Raw genomic sequence first — 15,437 nt, 5'->3', positions numbered from 1 at the left:
GCGGCGGGCGTGGCGCTGATGGGGCAGGCGCGCGGCGTCTATACTTTCACCACGCATCTGAAATGGACCTGGGCGATCGCGCTGGGCTATTTCGCCTCGATCGGGGCGCATCTGCTGCTGAACGCCCATCTCTTCGACGTGGTGGCCCGCGCCCACTGAGGCAACGCCTTTCCGAAACGGCCCGGAGCGCAGGCTCCGGGCCGTTTCTTTTGGCCGATCGCTTGCCGGAACGGGCGATCGCGGGGCGTTGACGGCGCGCGGTCCGGCGTGGTCATTGGGGGCAGCGGGAGGTGCGCATGGAAGAGATCATCGCAGGCGTGTCGGCGGCGCGGATCGCCGGTTTTGCCGCGCGCGAGGCGGAGGCCTATGCGCGCGCCCGGCCCCGCACGCGGGCCGCGCTCGAGGCCGGTGCCGCGGCCTTTCTCGACGGCGTGCCGATGCACTGGATGCGCGACTGGCCGCAGCCCTTCCCGATGCTCGTCGCCCGTGCGAAGGGCGCGGTGATCGAGGATCTCGACGGCCATCGGATCGACGATTTCTGTCTGGGCGACACCGGCTCGATGTTCGGCCATTCGCCCGCCCCGGTCGCCCGCGCGATCCGCGCGCAGGCGGGGCAGGGGCTGACCTACATGCTGCCGACCGAAGCCGCGCTCGAGGCCGGGCGGCTGCTTTGCGAGGTCTTCGGCCCGATGCGCTGGCAGATCGCGACCACCGCGACCGACGCCAACCGCTTTGCCCTGCGCGTCGCGCGTGCGGTGACCGGGCGGCGCAAGGTGCTCGTCTTCAACGGCTGCTATCACGGCACGGTCGACGACACGATGGTGCGCCTGAAGGACGGCCGGACCGAGGCGCGCCCCGGTCTCGTCGGGCAGGTCGAAGACCTGACGCAGGTCGCGGTGGCGGCCGAGTTCAACGATCTCGCCTCGGTCGAGGCGGCGCTGGCGGCGGGTGACGTGGCGGCGATCCTGACCGAGCCGGTGATGACCAATTCCTGCATGGTGCTGCCCGCGCCCGGCTTCCACGCCGGTCTGCGCGATCTGGCGACGCGCCACGGTGCGCTTCTGATCATCGACGAGACGCATACGATTTCCTCGGGGTATGGCGGCTATACGCGCGTGCATGGGCTGCAGCCCGACATCTTCGTCACCGGAAAATGCGTGGCGGGGGGCGTGCCGACGGCGGTCTGGGGGCTGAGCGAGGATATCGCCGCCCGCTTTGCCGCCTATGATGCGACGCGCCCCGCCGGTCACTCCGGCATGGGCACGACGCTTTCCGCCAATCCGATGCAATTCGCGGCGCTCGTCGCCAACCTCTCGCAGGTGATGACGCCCGAGACCTACGCCCGGATGGAGGCGGGCGCCGCGCGGCTTGCCGCGGGCCTCAGCAAGGCGATCGCGCGGCTGGGCGCGCCCTGGCACGTCGCGCGCGTCGGCGCCCGGGTCGAATTCATCTGCGCCCCCGGGCCGCTGATGACCGGCACCCAGGCCGAGGCCGCCCATGCCCCCGCGCTCGAGGCGGCGATCCATCAGGGGCTCTTGAACCGCGGCTGCCTGATCGCCCCTTTCCACAACATGATGCTGATTTCCCCCGTCACCACGAAGGCGCAGATCGACCGGCTCATCGCCGCCTTCGCCGAGGTCACGGGGCATTTGTTCGAGACCTGAAATGACCGATTCCCCCTCCGGCTCCACCCTCCGCGAAGCCGAGCTTTTCCTCGAAGCCCATCCCGAGATCGAGGCCTTCGACATCGTGCTTTCCGATGCGAACGGCATCGGGCGCGGCAAGATCATCCGCCGCCACGAGCTGATGGGCCTCTATAAAAACGGCCGACACCTGCCGATCTCGATCCTCGGCCTCGACATCGTCGGCGAGGATGTGCATGAGACCGGGCTGATCTGGGATCAGGGCGACGGCGACATGCGCGCCTGGCCGATCCCCGGCACGCTGAAGCCGCTGCACGGCACCACGCCCCCGCGCGGCGAACTCCTGATGTCGATGTATCACCTCGACGGGGCGGAGATGACCTCCGACCCGCGCCATGCGCTGCGCCGTCAGGTCGACGCCATGGCGGCGGAGGGGCTGTTCCCCGCCGGCGCCTTCGAGCTTGAATTCTTCCTGCTCGATCCCGATACCGCGCAGGGCATTCGCCCGGCGGCGGCGGTGCTCGATGGCCGGCGCTCCGACTGGACCGAGGTCTATTCGGTCGACCATCTGCACGGGATGCAGCCGCTCTTTTCCGACATCTACCGCGCCGCCGAGGCGATGGGGATCCGCGCGGAGACGGTGATTTCCGAATATGCGCCGGGGCAATACGAGCTGACGCTCGATTACCGCACCGATGTGATGCAGGCGGCCGACGACCTCGTGCGGCTCAAGCGCATCGTGCGGATGCAGGCGCGCCGGCACGGCGTGGTCGCCTGTTTCATGGCGAAGCCGGTGGAGAAATACGCGGGCTCCGGCATGCATTTTCACGTCTCGCTGCAGGACAAGGCCGGGCGCAACGTCTTCGCCGAGGCGGTCGAAGGCGAATGGACTGATACGATCCGCCACGCGATCGGCGGGCTGCGCCAGACGATGGGCGAGTCGATGCTGGTCTTCGCGCCGCATGCGAATTCCTGGCGCCGTTTCGTCGGGCAAAGCTATGCGCCGGTGTCGCCCTCCTGGGGCGTCAACAACCGTTCCGTCGCGCTGCGCATCCCCGCGGGCGAGGTCAAGGCACGCCGGATCGAGCATCGCCCCTCGGGCGTCGACGCGAGCCCCTATCTCGTCGCGGCGACGGTGCTCGCCGGCATCCGGCTCGGGCTGAAAAACCGCATCGACCCGGGTCCGGAGACCACCGGCAACGGCTATGAGGGCAGCGACGACCTGCCGATGCCGCGCGACTGGCGCGAGGCGATCGAACGGGCGACCGCGTCGGAATTCCTGAAACAGGCGCTGGGCGCAGACATGCACCGCACCTTCACCGCGATCAAGGCGGCGGAGCATGGCCGCGTCGCGCGCTGGATCGCCGATGTGGATTACGCGCTTTACCTGCACAACGTTTGAAAAGGCCGGGGGATCCTCCCCCGGGCCCCCTGAGGTATTTGGAGCAAGATGAAAGATATGGATTTCATCTTGCCAAAAATACCTCGGGGGGAGGCTTCGTGAAACGAAGGCGGGGGGCAGCGCCCCCCGACCCGGTAACCGATTTTGGCGGACCTCAGATCAGCCCGGCGTGCGTCATCGCCGCGTCGATTGCCGCCTTGGTGGCGTCGGTGAGCTCGGTCAGCGGCAGCCGCACCTCTGCCGAGCACAGGCCCAGCTTCGACATCGCGTATTTCGCGCCGGCGACGCCCGGCTCGAGGAAGATCGCGATATGCAGCGGCATCAGCAGATCCTGATACTCGAGCGCCTTGGCATAGTCGCCGGCCAGCGTCGCCGCCTGCATCTCGGCGCAAAGCTTCGGCGCCACGTTCGCGGTGACCGAGATGCAGCCCACGCCGCCCATCGCGTTGAAGCCGACCGCGGTCGCATCCTCGCCCGAAAGCTGGATGAACTCGGCGCCGCAGGTCATGCGCTGCTTCGCGACGCGGCTCAGATCGCCGGTCGCGTCCTTCACGCCGATGATGCGCGGCAGCTTCGCCAGTTGCCCCATCGTGTCGGGCGACATGTCCACGACCGAACGGCCAGGGATGTTGTAGATGATGATCGGCAGATCACAGGCGTCATGCAGCGCGGTGAAATGCGCGACCATGCCGCGCTGCGTCGGCTTGTTGTAATAGGGCGTGACGACCAGCGCCGCATCGGCGCCGTTCGCCTGCGCGTGGCGGATCAGCTCGACCCCCTCGGCGGTCGCATTCGAGCCGGCACCGGCGATCACCGGCACGCGCCCGGCGGCGGTTTCCACCACCACCTTCACAACCTCGTTGTGCTCCTCGTGGCTCAGCGTCGGGCTTTCGCCGGTGGTGCCCACCGGAACGATGCCGTTCGAGCCCTCGGCGATATGCCATTCCACGAGTTTCTTGAGCGTGTCCCAGTCGACTTCGCCGTTCTTGAACGGCGTGACCAGTGCGGGGAAGGACCCTTTGAACATGACACGCTCCTGAGATTGGGCGGATTCGCCCGGTTGAAATCGCGCGGACCATAGGCGAGGGCCGCGCGCTTGCCAACTTGTGAATTGCACCCTCACAAGCTTGCGTGCACCCTGCCCGAAACAACGAGCAGCACGATGATCCGATCCTTCCTGAAAGCGGCCTTCGCGGTCGCCGCCCTGAGCCTTTCTGCCCCGGTCGATGCCGAGGACGCAGCGGCGCTCGCTGCCGCGCTCGACGCTGCCGCCGCGCAGGACTGGGACACCGCCGAGGCCGAGGGGCGGCAGGCCGGGCCGATCGCCTTCGACGTGATCGAATGGCAGCGGCTGCGCGCGGGCAAGGGGGCGTTCGCCGATTACGCCGATTTCGCGACGCGCCGCGCCGACTGGCCGGGGATGGATCTCTTGCGCCGCAAGGGCGAGGCGACGCTTGACGGTCTCGCGCCGGAACAGGTGCTGGCCTATTTCGCCGATCAGCCGCCGCAGACGCCCGCGGGGGCGCAGGCGCTGATCGCGGCGGAGCTTGCGATGGGGCGCAAGCCGGTGGCGGAGCGGGTGGCCGAGACCGCCTGGCGTCACCTCGATTTCACCGCCGACGAGCAGGCGGATTTCCTGGCGGCCTATGGCGATCTCGTCGCGCCGGCGCATGGCGGGCGGATGCAGGCGCTGCTCGACGCGGGCAAGCTTGACCAGGCGCGGGCGATGCTGCCGCTCGTCACCTCGGGCACGCGCGCGGTGGCCGCGGCGCGGATCGCGCTGCAGTCGCGGGCGCAGGGGGTGGACGATCTGCTCAAGGCGGTGCCGGAGCGGATGCAGGGCTCCTCCGGCCTCGCGCGTGACCGCGCGATCTGGCGCTGGCGCAACGATCTCGAGGATGGCGCGGTCGAGATCGTGCTCGAACGCTCGAAGGACGCCGAAAGCCTCGGCGATCCCGCGCTCTGGTCGACGCTGCGCGGGCAGCTCGCGCGGTTCTACCTGCGCAAGGGCGATGCGCGCACCGCCTACAAGCTGGCCGCGCGGCACCGGCTCGAAGTGGGGGGCGGCGACTGGGCCGATCTCGAATGGCTTGCGGGCTATGCCGCGCTGAAGCTTGGCGATGCGCCCACCGCGCTGAAGCATTTCGACGCGCTGCGGGCCGCGGTGCAAAGCCCGATCTCCGCCTCGCGCGCCGATTACTGGCGTGGCCGCGCGCTGGAGGTGACCGGCAAGACCGGCGCGGCGAAGGCCGCCTTCAGCGATGGCGCGCGCTATCAGACCGCCTATTACGGGCTCTTGTGCGCCGAGCGCGCGGGGCTGCCGCTCGACCCGGTCTTCATCGCGCCCGAGGTGCTGCCCGACTGGCGCGGGCAGGGCTTTACCACCAACTCCGTCTTTCTCGCCGCGCAGGAATTGCAGGCGGCGGGGGCCACGGATCTGGCGGAACGGTTCGTGCTGCACCTCGAGGAAAGCCTGCCCAATTCGGCGATCGCGCCGCTCGCGAAGCTTGCCGAGGAATGGGACAACCCGCATCTCGCGCTGACGCTGGCGAAGCGCGCGGCGACGGCTGGCGAGGTGCTGGTGAGCGCCTATTACCCCTTCCCGAACCTGACGACGCATGACCTTGGCGTGCCGGAGGAGCTTGCCCTCGCCATCGCCCGGCGCGAGAGCGAATTCGACCACAAGGTCATCAGCCCGGTCGGCGCGCGCGGGCTGATGCAGCTGATGCCGGGCACCGCCAAGCTGATGGCGCCGAAGATCGGCGAGGAGTATCAGCTTGCCCGCCTCACCACAGATCCGACCTACAACATTCGCCTCGGCAGCGCCTATCTCGCGCAGCTGCGCGACGAATTCGGCGCCTCGCCGGTGCTGATCGCCTCGGGCTACAACGCCGGGCCGGGGCGGCCGCGGCGCTGGATGGCGGAGGTGGGCGATCCGCGGGTGCCGACTGTCGACATCGTCGACTGGGTCGAGATGATCCCCTTCACCGAGACGCGCAACTACGTCATGCGCGTCGCCGAAAGCCTGCCGGTCTATCGCGCGCGGCTTGGCCGCCCCGATGCCGGGCCGGTGAATTTCACCACCGAGCTGCGCGGGCGGCGCTAGGCCTTTCGCCGGGCGCGTTCGGCGAGCATCTGCCGGCGCGCGCGCCAGATCGTGAAGAGCCCGGCGCCCACGGTGATCGCCGCGCCCAGTGCCACGTTCGGGCGCAGCACGTCGCCGAAGATGGTGATGCCGAAGATCGCGCCGAAGACGAGCTGCAGATAGGCGATCGGTTGCAGCGCCGAGGCCTCGGCGATCTCATAGGCCTTGATCATCAGCCAGTGCCCGGCGATCGCGGTGAGGCACAAAAGCCCCATCCAGCCCCAGTCGCCCGCGCTCATCGATTGCCAGAACCAGATCCCCCCCAGCGTGGCGGTGATCGCCCCGGCGATGCCGGTCCAGAAGAAGGACACCTCGCTCGTGTCGTCGCGCGCGACCCAGCGCGTCGCAAGCGCGTAGATCGCGAACATCACCGCGCCGGCGAGCGGGTAAAGCGCCTCGGGCCGGAACACGCCGGAACCCGGCTGCAGGATGATCAGCACGCCGACGAAGCCGATGCCGATCGCCGTCCAGCGCCGCCAGCCGACCTTTTCGCCAAGCACCGGGCCGGAGAGCGCCGCGACGATGAGCGGGTAGGAGATGAAGACCGAATGGCTCTCGACGAGGCCGAGCTTCACGAAGGCGATGATCGCGACATAGATCTCGAGCACGAGGAGAATGCCGCGCCCCGCCTGCAGCCAGGGGTGGCGCGAACGGATCGCGCGGCGAAGGCCGCCGGGGCTGCGCGCCGCCATGCCGAGCACGAAAAGCGCAAAGGCCCAGTAGCGCACCATCACCACGAAATAGACGTTGTAAGCCCCGGCGAGATGGCGCGAGATGCCATCCTGCGCGGCGAAGATGAAGGTCACCGCGACCATCATCGCGATGCCGAGGCGGGGGTTCTGATCGGTCATGCGCGCACTCCGCGGCTCATGTGGCGCTTGCCGGCGTATCCCGGCGCGCGGCTGACGGCAAAGCCCGCCTCGGCGAGGCCCCGGCGCACGAAGCCCGCGGCGGTATAGGTGGCGAAGGAGCCGCCCGGCGCGGTGTGACGCCCGACCTCGGCCATCAGATCCGCGCCCCACATCTCGGGGTTCTTCGCGGGCGAGAACCCGTCGAGATACCAGGCGTCGGCCTGGCTGCTCCACGCCGGCAACGTCTCGCGCACATCGCCGAGGATCACCTCGACCGAAATGCTGCGCAGCATGAACCGCGTTTCACCCTGCGCCCAGGCCGCGAGGAAGGGGCCGGCCGCGGCCTCCGCCTCGGGGAAGGCGGTGAGCGCGCGGGCGATCTCAGTGGCCGACATCGGGAAGGCCTCGAAGGAGATGAAGCGGATCGGCAGATCGGTCGCAAGCGCCGTCGCGATCAGGTTCAGCCCGGTGCCGAAGCCGAGCTCGGCGATCTGGAAGCCGGGGCGGAACCGCGCGGGCAGGTCGTTGCCCGCCAGGAAGACGTGACGCGTTTCCGCAAGCCCCCCCGCGAGGCTGAAATAGGGATCGTCGAAGCGCGTCGACACCGGGGTCGATCCGTCGCGCCAGCTCAGTTCGGCGCGGCTCTGGTCAGGGGAGGTCATCGGAGGTAGGTCCATGGGACAGCGGCGCGGAGAGTGGCGAAAGGGGCGGGCAATGGCAAGGGGCGAGCGGGTGACGGTGCGCGGCGGCGGTGTCTTTGGCCTCGCCTGCGCCTTCGAACTCGCCCGGCGCGGCGCGCGCGTGCGGCTGATCGAGGCGCGGCGGATCGGCGCCGGATCCTCGGGCGGCACCGTCGGCGCGCTCGCCCCGCATGTGCCGGAGAACTGGAACCCGAAGAAGCAGTTCCAGTTCGAAAGCCTCATGATGGCGGAAGCGTTCTGGGCCGCGGTGCGCGAGACTGGTGGGCGCGATGCGGGCTATGCGCGGCTTGGCCGGATCCAGCCGCTTGCCGATGCCGTCGCGGTGGCGCGGGCCGAGGAGCGCGCGGCGGAGGCGGTGCAACACTGGGGCGATGCCGCGGTCTGGCGCGTGGCGCCGGTGGCAGCGTTCGGCGCCTTCGCGCCGGCCTCGCCAACAGGCCTCGTGATCCACGACACGCTCACCGCGCGGGCGGCGCCGCGGGCGGCAGGGGCGGCGCTTGCGGCGGCGATCGAGGCGCTTGGCGGTGAGATCGTGATCGGTGAGGGCGAGGAGATCGGCCTGGTCTTGCACGCGACCGGGTCGGCGGGGCTCGCCACGCTTTCGGCAGTGCTTGGCAAGACCATCGGCGGGCCGGTGAAGGGGCAATCCGCGCTTTTGCGTCACGACGCGGGGGCGGTGCCGCAGATCTATGCCGAGAGCCTGCATATCGTGCCCCATGCCGACGGCACGGTCGCGATCGGCTCGACCTCGGAGCGCGATTTCGCGGCGCCCGAGACGACCGACGCCCAGCTCGAGGCGCTGATCACGAAGGCGCGGACGATTGTGCCGGCGCTGGCGGGGGCCGAGGTGATCGACCGCTGGGCCGGGCTGCGCCCGCGCGCGAAAAGCCGTGCGCCGATGCTGGGCGCCTGGCCCGACCGGCCCGGGCATTTCATCGCGAATGGCGGCTTCAAGATCGGCTTCGGCATGGCGCCGAAAGTGGCGGCGGTGATGGCGGATCTGATCCTCGAGGGGCGCGATGCGATCCCCGAGGGGTTCCGCGTCGAAGACAATCTCTGACTCGGCAAGACTTCCCCGAAGCGGTTTCATCTTGCCGAAAATACCTCGGGGTGAATTGGCCGGCACGGCCAAGAGGGGCAGCGCCCCTACCAGCGCTTCAGCGCGTCCTCGTCGGCGTCCTTCGCCGCGACCCAGGCCTCGCCCTGCGCTCCGATTTCCTTCTTCCAGAAGGGCGCGCGGGATTTCAGGTAGTCCATCAGGAATTCCGCCGCCGCGAAGGCCGCGGCCCGATGCCGCGACGCGGTCGCGACCATCATGATGCGATCGCCGACGGCAAGCCGCCCGTAGCGGTGGATCACGAGACAATCGGCGAGATCCCAGCGCGCCACGGCCTCGGCCGCGATCTTCGCGATCGCGCCTTCGGTCATCGCCGGGTAATGCTCGAGTTCGAGCGCCTGCAGCGTGCCGGTGTCGTCGCGCACGATGCCGGTGAAGGTGACAACCGCGCCTACCGTCGCCCCCGCGCCGAAATCCGCGATTTCGGCGCCCGGGTCGAAGTCGCCCTCCTGCACCGAGATCCGCATCTCAGCCCCCCGTCATCGGCGGGAAGAAGGCGACCTCGCGCACGCCGGCGAGCGGCGCGTCGAAATCGGCAAGCTCCTGATCGAGCGCGACGCGCAGCGCCGAGATATCGGCGAAGGCCGCGGCATAGCGCGGCTCGCGCGCAGCAAGCTCCGCCACCAGCTCCGCCACCGTCGCGGCCGAGGTCTCGACCCGCTCGCGCGGCACACCGATGCGCTCGCGCACCCAGGCGAAATAGACGACCTCAGGCATCGTGGTGATCGCGCAGATAGGGCAGCGACTTGCGGAAATAATCCCAGCCGGTGATCGCGGTGAGGATCGCGGCGATCCAGATCAGCGCGAGGCCCACATGGTTCGCCATGTCGGCGGGGGTGAGGCCGGTGGGCAGATCGCCCTCGCCCGCGCGCGGCGCGCGCCCCTTTTCGAGGAAATCGAGACCGGTGCCGAGGAACAGCGTCGCGATCGCCACCATCTGCGCCGTGGTCTTCCATTTCGCGAGCCTGGTGACCTTCAGCTTGCCCTTGTCCGCGCCCATGAACTCGCGCAGGCCAGAGACGAAGACCTCGCGGAAGAGGATCACGGTCGCGGGCAGGATGAGCCAGGGGTTCATGCCGGAATAGCCGGTGAGTACGACGAGCGCGATCACCACCATCGCCTTGTCGGCGATCGGGTCGAGCATCGCGCCGAACTTGCTTTCCTGTTTCCAGGCGCGGGCGAGGTAGCCGTCGAAGTAATCGGTGATCGCCGCCGAGATGAAGAGCGTCAGCGCGAACCAGTCCGCCCAGGGGCGCCGGAAATAGAGGAACATCACCGCCACGCCGGGGGCGGCGAGCAGGCGAAGCACCGTGAGCGTATTGGGCAGGGTCCATTTCATGGCGCGACCCTAGCGGGGGCGCGACGCGAGGGAAAGGGGGGAGTCACCGCGACGGATCGACATAGTCGTGAACGCGGCCCTGCCAGTCGGTCACGCGCCACGTCCCCGGTGCCGCGCCGGGGGCGAAGTGATCGGCGCTGACCGGCACCTTGCCGAAGCCGCCGGGGATGTCGAGGACATAGGTCGGGATCGCCGCACCGCTCAGATGCCCGCGCAGCCCGGCCATCAGCGCGCGGCCCTCGGCGATCGTGGTGCGGAACTGCGAGGTGCCGCGGGCGAGGTCGCAATGGTGCAGGTAATAGGGTTTGACGCGATTGTCCTGCAGCGCGCGGAACAGCGCGATCAGCGCGGCATGGCTGTCGTTCACCCCACGCAGCAGAACCGATTGCGACAAGAGCGGCACGCCGCCGTCGGCAAGGCGGGCGAGCGCGGTGCGGGCCGGCTCGGTCAGCTCCTGCGCGTGGTTCGTGTGGACGACGACCCAGACAGCGGGGCGCTGGGCGCGCAGAAGCGCGACGAGCTCGGGGGTGATGCGCTCCGGCGCGACGACGGGCACGCGCGAGTGGAACCGCAGCGTGGTGACATGGGGGATCGCGCTCAGCCGCGCCAGAACCTCTTCGAGCCGGCGCTGCGAGAGGGTGAGCGGGTCGCCCCCGGTCAGGATCACCTCGCGGATCGCGGGCGTCGCGGCGATGTAACCCAGCGCTTGCGCGAGGTCGGGTTCGGGCAGCGGGCCGGTCTCGCCCACCGTTTCGCGGCGGAAGCAGAAACGGCAATAGACATCGCAGGTCTTGGTGATGTGCAGGATCACCCGGTCGGGGTAGCGATGCGTCACGCCGGGCACGGGGGAATGGGCGGCGTCGCCGATCGGGTCGAAGAGTTCCTCGGGCAGCGTCACCAGCTCCGCCGCCGTGGGCACGAATTGCGCGGCCACCGCATCGCCCGGGCGCGCGATCGCGGCGCGCATCGCGGGCGTCAGGCGGATGCGGAAATCCTCGGCCACCCGCGCGAGAGCCGCCATCTCGGCAGGCTGCACCAGACCTTCGGCGAGAAGGTCTTCGGGCTGCGTCAGCGCGCGAGGGCGGCGGGGCGAGGCGTCGTTCATGGCGGGGCGGCTACGCCGGGGGGCGCAGTCCGTCAACCCCGCTCGTTGAAGAAGTTCCAGATCGTCTCGGCCATCGCGGCGGAAATGCCGGGCACTTCCATCAGATCGGTCTGGCCCGCACGGCTCACCGCCTTGGCCGAACCGAAATGGGTCAGCAGCGCGCGCTTGCGGGTGGCGCCGATGCCCGGGATCTCGTCGAGCGGGTTCGCCATCGCGGCCTTCGCGCGTTTCGCCCGATGCGCGCCGATCGCCCAGCGGTGGGCCTCGTCGCGCAGCCGCTGGATGTAGTAAAGCACGGGATCCTGCCGCGGCAGGGCCATCGGGCGCGCGCCGATGCGGTGGAATTCCTCCTTGCCGAGGTCGCGGTCGATGCCCTTGGCGACGCCGACCATCGGGATGTCGGTGACCCCCATCTCCGCCATGATTTCATGCACCGCCGAGACCTGCCCGGCGCCGCCGTCGATCAGCAGAAGGTCGGGCCAGGCGTCGGTCTTGCGCTCGGGGTCTTCCTTCAAAAGGCGGGTGAAGCGGCGGGTCATCACCTCCTTCATCATGCCGAAATCGTCGCCGGGGGTGAGGTCGTCGCCCTTGATGTTCCACTTGCGATACTGGCTTTTCATGAAGCCCTCGGGCCCCGCGCAGATCATGCCGCCCACGGCATTGGTGCCCTGGATATGCGAGTTGTCGTAGACCTCGATCCGCTCGGGGGGCTTCGGCAGGCCGAAAGCCTCGGCCAGCCCCTTGAGCAGCCGCGCCTGCGCGGCACTTTCCGACATCCGCCGGCCCAGGCTCTCGCGCGCGTTGCGCAGCGCGTTCTCGACAAGCTCCGCCTTCTCGCCGCGCTTCGGCACCGCGATTTCCACCCGGTGGCCGGCCTTGCCCGCCAGCGCCTCCTCCATCAGGTCGGGATCCTCGATCGCATGCGAGAGCAGGATCAGCCGCGGCGCCTCCTTCGTGTCGTAGAACTGGCCGAGGAAGGCCTCGAGGATCTCCGCCTCCTCCGCGCCGGAACCGGTCTTGGGGTAGAAATCGTGATTGCCCCAGCTCTGATGCGCGCGGATGAAGAAGACCTGCACGCAGGCCTGCCCGCCCTCCATATGCACCGCGATCACGTCGGCCTCGCCCACGCCGCGCGGGTTGATGCCCTGGCTCTGCTGCACCGTGGTCAGCGCCGCGATCCGGTCGCGCAGCGCCGCCGCGCGCTCGAATTCGAGCGCGTCGGAGGCCGCCTGCATCTCGCCCGCCAGATCCTGCTGGATCGCCGTCGTCTTGCCCTCGAGGAAACGCTCGGCATCGGCGACGGTGCGGCCATAGTCCTCCATCGCGATCTTGGCCACGCAGGGGCCGGAGCAGCGCTTGATCTGGAATTGCAGGCAGGGCCGCGTGCGCGAGGCGAACATCGCGTCGGAGCAGTTGCGCAGCTGGAACACCCGTTCGAGGTGGTTGAGCGTGCGGTTCACCGCCGCGGCGGAGGCGAAGGGGCCGAAATAGGCGCCTTTCACCGTGCGCGCGCCGCGGTGCTTGCGGATCATCGGGAAGTCGGTCGACTTGTCGATGACGATATAGGGGAAGCTCTTGTCGTCGCGCAAAAGCACGTTGTAGCGCGGCTTGAGCTGCTTGATCAGGTTCTGTTCGAGCAGCAGCGCCTCGGTCTCGGTGCGCGTCGTCAGAAACATCATGTAGCGCGTTTCCGAGATCATCCGCGCGATCCGCGCCGAATGGCCCGAGGGGCGCGCGTAATTCGAGACGCGGGCCTTCAGGTTGCGCGCCTTTCCGACGTAAAGCACCTCCTGCCGGTCGTTCAGCATCCGGTAGACGCCGGGCGAACCGTCGAGGCGGCTGACGTAATCCGCGATCAGCTCATGCCCGATCAGCCGCGGTTTTTGCGGCGCTGCGGCGTTATCGGGAACGGTTTCTGGCTCGGTCATCGGACTGTCGTGATTCTGTCTCTGGCTGCAATGTCGCGGGCTTGGGGGCAAGAGGAAAGCTGTCCACGGTTTCTGGGGATAACTCTGTTGGAAAGTTTTGCTCTGGGCGGAATTTCCCTTGTTTCTGGCCTCTTTCATAGGGGTGCCTGAAAATTAGGCAGTTTTTTAGTGCATTGAAATAAAAGGGAAAAATTTCAGACGTGAGGCAAGTGACTGAAAATATTAGGAGATTCGTAACGCTTTTATTACGCGGCCCCGGGAAGTGGACAAGTTGCCGCAAGGTCCACTCCGCAGGCCTATTCCGGACCCAGAACGTCGGGGGTTTTCCAGCCCAGATGCTGCCCGCCGTCGACGCAGATCAGCTGCCCGGTGACGGCCTTGGCGTCGAGCAGATATCCCAGCGCGGCGCAGATGTCATCGGGGTCGGCGCCGCGCTGCAAGATCGTCGCCGCGCGCTGCCGGGTGAAGTGGCTTTCCGACTGCCGCGCGCCCTGCAGCGTCGGCCCCGGGCCGATCGCGTTCACCCGGATATCGGGGGCCAGCGCCTGCGCCGCGGTGCGGGTGAAGGACCAGAGCGCCGCCTTCGCCAGCGAATAGGTCATGAATTCGGGCGTCGGTTTCAGCACCCGCTGATCGACCATGTTGACGATCATCGCCTGCGCCCGCGGCTCGCGGCCCGAACGGTCGGCCTTGGGCGCCTGCGCGGCGAAGGCCTGGGTCAGCAGGAAGGGCGCGCGCAGGTTCGATCCGAAATGCCGGTCCCAGCTGTGCCGCGTGGCGCTGGCGATCGTGTCATATTCGAAGATCGAGGCATTGTTGATCAGCACATCGAGCGGCCCGCCGAGCGCCTCGGCCGCGCGCGGCACCAGCGCCTCGGTCGCCGCCTCGTCAAGCAGGTCGGCCGCGAGCGCCTCGGCCCGCACGCCCAGCGCGCGCAGATCGGCCAGCGTCGCCTCCGCCTCGGTCTGCGAGCCGTGGTAATGGATCGCGACGTCATGCCCGCGCGCGGCCAGATGCAGCGCCATCGCGCGCCCGAGCCGCTTTGCCCCGCCGGTGATCAGTGCGCGCGCCATCTCAGCCCCCCGCCGCCATCAGCGCCACGACATAGATCGCGTAAAGCGCGGTGAAACCGATGCCCGTGACTTTGGTGAAAGGCCGGCGGCGGAACAGGAAGGGCGCGATCAGCAGGCTCGCGCCGAGCATCACCCAGAGGTCGAGATGTTTCATCCCCTCGGGCACCGGCAGCGGGCCGAAAAGCCCGGCGACGCCGAGGATCGCGAGCAGGTTGAAGATGTTCGAGCCGATGACATTGCCGAGCGCGACATCGGCCTGCCCCTTGCGCGCCGCGGTGATCGAGGTGGCGAGCTCGGGCAGCGAGGTGCCGATCGCGACGAGGGTGAGGCCGATCACCGCTTCGGGGATGCCTGCGGCGCGGGCGATGCCGCTCGCCCCGTCGACGAGGAAATCGGCGCCGAGCGGCAGGCCGATCAGGCCCAGCACGAGGAAAAGCGCGATCTTCGCGCCGCCCATGCCCGCATCGGCGCCCTCGAGCTCTTCCTCTTCCTCGGCGCGGCCCCGGCGATGCGCCATCGCCTGGCCGATCTGCCGGCCGAGAATGAGCGCCAGCGCGGCAAGCAGGATCAGTGCTTGCGGCCAGCGGATCGGGCCGAGGAAGGCGAGCAGGATGAAGAGCAGGCTCGCCCCGATCATCATCATCCAGCTTTCGCGCAGGTCATGCTCGTCGGTGCGGATCGCCGAGATCAGCGCGGGCAGACCGAGGACAAGCAGGATGTTGGCGGTGTTCGAGCCGATCACATTGCCCAGCGCGATCGCCGGCTTGTGGTCGAGCACGGCGGCGACGGAGACCATCATTTCGGGCGCCGAAGTGCCGAAGGCGACGACGGTCAACCCCACGACCAGCGCCGGAATGCCAAGCCTGAGCGCGAGGTTCACCGCGCCCTTCACCAGCCAGTCGCCGGCCACCACCAGAAGGCCGAGACCGGCCAGAACCTTCACGATATCGACGAGCACCTATGCCCCCTTCTTGCCGCAGGGGCAGGGCCCCGGGCCGATCTTCGGTCTGCCACAGGCGGGGCAGGTGGCCCCGGCGCGGGGCGTCTTGCGGGCATGCGGCAGGCGCAGCTTGCCGAAGATTGCCAGCACCGCCATCGCCACCAGAAAGAGCGTCATCCCCTTGATCAGCATG

15 protein-coding genes are annotated in these 15,437 nt (G+C 68.8%); 4 read left to right on the top strand and 11 right to left on the bottom strand.

Features of this window, described 5'->3' with window-relative positions:
* Nucleotides 1–296: 296 nt before the first annotated feature.
* Both AB7U46_RS09395 and AB7U46_RS09390 read left to right on the top strand, forming a co-directional pair.
* A complete protein-coding gene (locus tag AB7U46_RS09395) occupies nt 297–1,664 on the top strand; it encodes an aspartate aminotransferase family protein (protein ID WP_428336702.1) in 1,368 nt (455 codons plus the stop codon).
* A gap of 1 nt (nt 1,665) precedes the next feature.
* Nucleotides 1,666–3,045, top strand: coding sequence for a glutamine synthetase family protein (locus AB7U46_RS09390; protein WP_428336701.1), 1,380 nt, complete (start codon nt 1,666–1,668; stop codon nt 3,043–3,045).
* Nucleotides 3,046–3,199: 154 nt separating this feature from the next.
* On the opposite strand, the gene dapA is transcribed toward AB7U46_RS09390, so the two are convergent.
* Nucleotides 3,200–4,072, bottom strand: a complete 873-nt coding sequence (gene dapA, locus AB7U46_RS09385) for a 4-hydroxy-tetrahydrodipicolinate synthase (protein WP_428336700.1) — start codon at nt 4,070–4,072, stop codon at nt 3,200–3,202.
* Between the two features lie 135 nt (nt 4,073–4,207).
* Here dapA and AB7U46_RS09380 point away from each other — a divergent pair, with 135 nt between their 5' ends.
* Nucleotides 4,208–6,151 carry a transglycosylase SLT domain-containing protein gene (locus AB7U46_RS09380; RefSeq protein WP_428336699.1) on the top strand — a complete coding sequence of 648 codons (1,944 nt, stop codon included), beginning with the start codon at nt 4,208–4,210 and terminating at the stop codon, nt 6,149–6,151.
* Here AB7U46_RS09380 and AB7U46_RS09375 read toward each other — a convergent pair.
* Together AB7U46_RS09375 and mnmD are read right to left on the bottom strand one after the other, a co-directional pair.
* Nucleotides 6,148–7,041, bottom strand: coding sequence for a DMT family transporter (locus tag AB7U46_RS09375; RefSeq protein ID WP_428336698.1), 894 nt, complete (start codon nt 7,039–7,041; stop codon nt 6,148–6,150). The two genes, AB7U46_RS09380 and AB7U46_RS09375, sit on opposite strands and share 4 nt — an antisense overlap.
* Complete coding sequence (mnmD, locus tag AB7U46_RS09370; protein WP_428336697.1) at nt 7,038–7,703, bottom strand: tRNA (5-methylaminomethyl-2-thiouridine)(34)-methyltransferase MnmD; 666 nt, start codon at nt 7,701–7,703, stop codon at nt 7,038–7,040. Before mnmD ends, AB7U46_RS09375 begins: the two co-directional genes overlap by 4 nt.
* A gap of 52 nt (nt 7,704–7,755) precedes the next feature.
* Between mnmD and AB7U46_RS09365 the strand changes: the two genes are divergently transcribed.
* On the top strand, nt 7,756–8,802 hold the full coding sequence (locus AB7U46_RS09365; RefSeq protein WP_428336696.1) for an NAD(P)/FAD-dependent oxidoreductase: 1,047 nt from the start codon (nt 7,756–7,758) through the stop codon (nt 8,800–8,802).
* Nucleotides 8,803–8,888: 86 nt separating this feature from the next.
* Here AB7U46_RS09365 and AB7U46_RS09360 read toward each other — a convergent pair whose 3' ends face one another.
* The 8 genes from AB7U46_RS09360 to AB7U46_RS09325 all read right to left on the bottom strand — a co-directional run bounded on the left by AB7U46_RS09360 (nt 8,889) and on the right by AB7U46_RS09325 (nt 15,436).
* On the bottom strand, nt 8,889–9,326 hold the full coding sequence (locus AB7U46_RS09360) for a molybdenum cofactor biosynthesis protein MoaE (protein ID WP_428336695.1): 438 nt from the start codon (nt 9,324–9,326) through the stop codon (nt 8,889–8,891).
* 1 nt (nt 9,327) lies between these two features.
* Nucleotides 9,328–9,576: a molybdopterin converting factor subunit 1 gene (gene moaD / locus AB7U46_RS09355; protein ID WP_428336694.1), complete on the bottom strand. Its 249-nt coding sequence runs from the start codon at nt 9,574–9,576 to the stop codon at nt 9,328–9,330.
* Nucleotides 9,569–10,198, bottom strand: coding sequence for a CDP-diacylglycerol--glycerol-3-phosphate 3-phosphatidyltransferase (gene pgsA / locus AB7U46_RS09350; protein WP_428336693.1), 630 nt, complete (start codon nt 10,196–10,198; stop codon nt 9,569–9,571). The genes moaD and pgsA overlap by 8 nt, the downstream gene beginning before the upstream one ends.
* A 43-nt stretch (nt 10,199–10,241) precedes the next feature.
* Nucleotides 10,242–11,303, bottom strand: coding sequence for a lysine-2,3-aminomutase-like protein (locus AB7U46_RS09345; RefSeq protein ID WP_428336692.1), 1,062 nt, complete (start codon nt 11,301–11,303; stop codon nt 10,242–10,244).
* A gap of 32 nt (nt 11,304–11,335) precedes the next feature.
* A complete protein-coding gene (gene uvrC / locus AB7U46_RS09340; protein ID WP_428336691.1) occupies nt 11,336–13,231 on the bottom strand; it encodes an excinuclease ABC subunit UvrC in 1,896 nt (631 codons plus the stop codon).
* Nucleotides 13,232–13,527: 296 nt separating this feature from the next.
* Complete coding sequence (locus AB7U46_RS09335) at nt 13,528–14,304, bottom strand: SDR family oxidoreductase (RefSeq protein ID WP_428336690.1); 777 nt, start codon at nt 14,302–14,304, stop codon at nt 13,528–13,530.
* A 1-nt stretch (nt 14,305) separates the two neighbouring features.
* Nucleotides 14,306–15,262: a calcium/sodium antiporter gene (locus AB7U46_RS09330; protein WP_428336689.1), complete on the bottom strand. Its 957-nt coding sequence runs from the start codon at nt 15,260–15,262 to the stop codon at nt 14,306–14,308.
* The gene (locus AB7U46_RS09325; RefSeq protein WP_428336688.1) at nt 15,263–15,436 is read right to left on the bottom strand and encodes a hypothetical protein; all 174 of its coding nucleotides are present in this window, start codon (nt 15,434–15,436) and stop codon (nt 15,263–15,265) included. It lies immediately after the preceding gene.
* Between the last annotated feature and the right edge of the window lies 1 nt (nt 15,437).

It is taken from the genome of Paenirhodobacter sp., from assembly GCF_050177655.1.
Lineage (GTDB): Bacteria > Pseudomonadota > Alphaproteobacteria > Rhodobacterales > Rhodobacteraceae > Rhodobacter.
Note: the sequence above shows the minus strand (reverse complement) of the source record. Positions and strands in the feature narration are given on the sequence as shown.

Bases quoted from the DNA above. Each gene is read 5' to 3' on its own strand.
- AB7U46_RS09395 (WP_428336702.1), top strand. From the start codon at position 297: ATGGAAGAGATCATCGCAGGCGTGTCGGCGGCGCGGATCGCCGGTTTT.
- AB7U46_RS09390 (WP_428336701.1), top strand. From the start codon at position 1,666: ATGACCGATTCCCCCTCCGGCTCCACCCTCCGCGAAGCCGAGCTTTTC.
- dapA (WP_428336700.1), bottom strand. From the start codon at position 4,072: ATGTTCAAAGGGTCCTTCCCCGCACTGGTCACGCCGTTCAAGAACGGC.
- AB7U46_RS09380 (WP_428336699.1), top strand. From the start codon at position 4,208: ATGATCCGATCCTTCCTGAAAGCGGCCTTCGCGGTCGCCGCCCTGAGC.
- AB7U46_RS09375 (WP_428336698.1), bottom strand. From the start codon at position 7,041: ATGACCGATCAGAACCCCCGCCTCGGCATCGCGATGATGGTCGCGGTG.
- mnmD (WP_428336697.1), bottom strand. From the start codon at position 7,703: ATGACCTCCCCTGACCAGAGCCGCGCCGAACTGAGCTGGCGCGACGGA.
- AB7U46_RS09365 (WP_428336696.1), top strand. From the start codon at position 7,756: ATGGCAAGGGGCGAGCGGGTGACGGTGCGCGGCGGCGGTGTCTTTGGC.
- AB7U46_RS09360 (WP_428336695.1), bottom strand. From the start codon at position 9,326: ATGCGGATCTCGGTGCAGGAGGGCGACTTCGACCCGGGCGCCGAAATC.
- moaD (WP_428336694.1), bottom strand. From the start codon at position 9,576: ATGCCTGAGGTCGTCTATTTCGCCTGGGTGCGCGAGCGCATCGGTGTG.
- pgsA (WP_428336693.1), bottom strand. From the start codon at position 10,198: ATGAAATGGACCCTGCCCAATACGCTCACGGTGCTTCGCCTGCTCGCC.
- AB7U46_RS09345 (WP_428336692.1), bottom strand. From the start codon at position 11,303: ATGAACGACGCCTCGCCCCGCCGCCCTCGCGCGCTGACGCAGCCCGAA.
- uvrC (WP_428336691.1), bottom strand. From the start codon at position 13,231: ATGACCGAGCCAGAAACCGTTCCCGATAACGCCGCAGCGCCGCAAAAA.
- AB7U46_RS09335 (WP_428336690.1), bottom strand. From the start codon at position 14,304: ATGGCGCGCGCACTGATCACCGGCGGGGCAAAGCGGCTCGGGCGCGCG.
- AB7U46_RS09325 (WP_428336688.1), bottom strand. From the start codon at position 15,436: ATGCTGATCAAGGGGATGACGCTCTTTCTGGTGGCGATGGCGGTGCTG.